The organism is Vibrio sp. V42_P2S4T144 (genome assembly GCF_009904715.1).
GTDB lineage: Bacteria > Pseudomonadota > Gammaproteobacteria > Enterobacterales > Vibrionaceae > Vibrio > Vibrio alginolyticus.
Genome location: NZ_WXWS01000115.1, coordinates 1 through 3,442 on the forward strand (window position 1 = coordinate 1; position 3,442 = coordinate 3,442).

The 3,442-nt window shown below is 43.8% G+C and carries 2 protein-coding genes; both read left to right on the forward strand.

Features of this window, described 5'->3' with window-relative positions:
* Positions 1–117: 117 nt before the first annotated feature.
* Positions 118–1,077, forward strand: coding sequence for a LysR family transcriptional regulator CalR (gene calR, locus CAG68_RS03880; RefSeq protein WP_005379693.1), 960 nt, complete (start codon positions 118–120; stop codon positions 1,075–1,077).
* A 293-nt stretch (positions 1,078–1,370) separates the two neighbouring features.
* Complete coding sequence (locus CAG68_RS03885; RefSeq protein WP_086046512.1) at positions 1,371–3,179, forward strand: AMP-dependent synthetase/ligase; 1,809 nt, start codon at positions 1,371–1,373, stop codon at positions 3,177–3,179.
* The last annotated feature ends 263 nt before the right edge of the window (positions 3,180–3,442 follow it).

Genomic DNA, 3,442 nt, shown 5'->3' on the forward strand with positions numbered 1-3,442 from the left:
TTAGGTTATCTATTCGTAAAATGATTCGAATCCAGCCGCCGTCTTTTGTGCGAGATGGGATTCTATTCGTTATGAATTTAATGAACAAAGTTGACGATTACAAAAGAGGCGCACTCAATGTTAGAGAAGAAAGACGCGATGAGCGCAATTGCTAGCTACCGTATGGAAAGCACTTTGCGTGGTGTAGATTTAAACCTACTGACTGTATTTGATGCTGTAATGCAAGAGCAAAATATTACTCGTGCAGCACATAACCTAGGCATGTCTCAGCCGGCGGTAAGTAACGCCGTGGCACGCTTAAAAGTGATGTTTAACGACGAGCTATTCATGCGCCAAGGCCGTGGTATTCAGCCTACGCAACGAGCACGTCAACTGTTTGGCCCTATTCGCCAAGCACTACAGCTGATTCGCAATGAACTTCCTAGCTCTGTATTCCAACCAGAATCTTCGACTCGCTTATTCAAGCTTGCGATTTGCAGCCCTTGCGACATGCGTTTTGCTCCGAAGATCATGGCAAAAGTGAATCAACAAGCACCAAACGTTCAGCTTCACCTAGATGCAGAATTTGACCGTTTGTTGTCTGAGCGTATGCGCTACCAAGAAATTGATTTCGTGATCGACTACGCTCGTTTTGATGAGCAAGGTTTCTCAAGTACTGAAATCTTCAAAGATGAATTAGTGGTTATCGCATCAAAAACACACCCACGCATTCAAGGTGGTGTGACGGCTGAGCAACTGCTTAACGAAAAGCATGCGAAGTTATCGAAAGTGCATGGCCAACGTAGTTTCTCAGAGCAAGCGTACCGTGAACTGGATTGCCAAGCGGCGTATGAAGGTTCTAGTTTAAGCAACCTACTATACGTGGTGGGTCAATCTGAGCTTGTGACTATTGCACCACGTTGGATGGCGGAAAATGCGGTAAACAGCGATCAACTGCAAATTCTTGATTTCCCATTTGCGAACAAAGAAATCAGCGGCTTCTTAAGCTGGCATGAATCAAGCGAAAAAGATAAAGGCCACATTTGGCTGCGCGATCAACTGATGATCACTTGTGGTGAAGTCGTTGCCGCAAAATAAGATGACGTTTGGTCTTCTCGATTAGACCATATTGGTAATCATCAATTTTTACAATTCATTGGTCCCCGAGCGATTTTTGTCTCTCGGGGCTTTTTGTTTTCGTAATCAACAATCGAAACAGTAAGTTAAATAGAGTAATCATTCAGCAATTTGAGGTACGTTCGCGACGTATAAGTGATAGTTGTCTCTTATTAGTGATAAGTTTGATACTGGTCAGTTGCGTTTTAGCAAGCCGTGAGTACACTTGTTCGCTCAATTAGCTTACGCCTGTAAGCCAAAAGGTAAGTAAAAGAATGGCCAAGTTAGATTTTCATATCGTTAAACGTATTCGTGAACAAATTGCGAACGGTGGTACACGCGTTGCACTCGAGCATAAAGTGGGTGAGGAGTGGCAAGGTATTACGTGGACGCAATTTGGTCAGCAAGTTGATGCTTTATCACTTGCACTTTTGGCTCAGGGATTAGGAGTCCAAGATAAGATCGGCATTTTCTCGAACAACATGCCGCAATGGACGATTGCTGATATCGCAGCACTGCAATTACGCAGCGTGACAGTACCTATTTACCCAACCAATACTGCCGCTCAGTCGGCGTACATCATCAACAATGCAGACGTCAAAGTTCTGTTTGTTGGTGAACAGCCTCAATTTGATGCAGCAGTGAGCATTTTTGACCAGTGCGAACAGTTAGAGCTCATTGTTGCGATGTCTGATGATATAGAACTTGGCGATCATGATTTCGTTATCTCTTGGCAAGCATTTGTTGCCAAAGGCGACACTACATATCAAGTTGAATTGGATGCGCGTTTAGATCAGGCAAAAGAAGATGATCTACTCACGCTCATCTACACCTCGGGTACAACAGGCCAGCCAAAAGGCGTTATGTTGGACTACGCAAACATTGCGGCGCAATTGGAAGGGCACGATCAGCGCTTGAGCCTTTCTCAAAGTGACGTGTCATTATGTTTCCTTCCGTTGTCACACGTATTTGAGCGCGCTTGGACCTTTTATGTATTGTACAAAGGGGCGACCAACTGCTATTTGCAAGACACCATGCAAGTACGTGATGCACTGAGCCAGGTGCGACCTACCGTGATGTGTGCCGTACCGCGTTTCTATGAGAAGATCTTCTCTGCGATTCACGAGAAAGTGTCTCGCGCGCCGATTCATCGTAAGATCATGTTTACTTGGGCAGTCAACATGGGCGCAAAAATGGCCGCTTGTCATCAAGAAAAACGTCAGCCATCGCTCTTGCTGCGTAAGTCATACGCTTTGGCGGATAAGTTGGTTCTGAGCAAACTGCGTGCGCTACTTGGCGGGCAAATCAACTTTATGCCTTGTGGTGGTGCAAAGCTGGATGAAACCATCGGTCGATTCTTCCATGCGATTGGTATCAACGTTAAGTTGGGCTACGGCATGACTGAAACCACGGCGACAGTATCGTGTTGGGATGATAAATGTTTTAACCCCGACTCTATTGGTATGTCGATGCCTGGCGCACAGGTTAAGATCGGCGAAAACAACGAGATTCTGGTTCGTGGTCCAATGGTGATGCGTGGCTATTACAAAATGCCAGAAGAGACGGAAAAGACCTTTGATGAGCACGGTTTTCTAAAAACGGGCGACGCTGGTTACATTGATGAAAATGGCAACTTGTTCATCACCGATCGTATCAAAGAGTTGATGAAAACTTCAGGTGGTAAATACATCGCTCCACAAATGATTGAAGGTGCGATTGGTAAAGACCACTTCATCGAGCAAATCGCAGTCATTGCGGATACTCGTAAGTTTGTTTCTGCGCTTATCGTGCCTTGTTATGACTCGCTAGAAGAGTACGCGAAAGAGCTGAATATCAAATATCACGATCGCGTTGAGTTGATTAAGCACCACCAGGTGGTCGAAATGCTTGAGAAGCGTGTGAACGATCTTCAAAAAGAGTTGGCAAAGTTTGAACAAGTGAAGAAGTTTAAATTGTTACCAAGAGCTTTCTCTATGGATGATGGTGAGTTAACGCCAACTCAAAAACTTCGTCGTAAAGTCATCAATGACAAATACCAAGATGAAATTGAAGAAATGTATAAGGAAAAGTCGGATAAAAAGTAACTTAAGCTGACTTAGGTTTTATATTGATGAAAAAATCCCCAGTGATGTGATCGCGCATTGCTGGGGATTTTTGTTTGCATTGATTTTTTCTGCTTTGCTCGTCAAATAACGCTATTTCGCACCCTATAGCTAAAAGCTTATGAAATAATGTTCTTTTTTTAAGCGTTAATTTTTTAGGTTGTACTGTGAAATAGGAGATGTGTGGCTGCTATTCCTACTAACATTCTAATTACTAGTATCTTGTTTAAAAAGTAGACCAATCT

Excerpts from the sequence above, each read along its gene's own strand:
- CAG68_RS03885 (WP_086046512.1), top strand. The coding sequence starts at position 1,371 with ATGGCCAAGTTAGATTTTCATATCGTTAAACGTATTCGTGAACAAATT.
- calR (WP_005379693.1), top strand. The coding sequence starts at position 118 with ATGTTAGAGAAGAAAGACGCGATGAGCGCAATTGCTAGCTACCGTATG.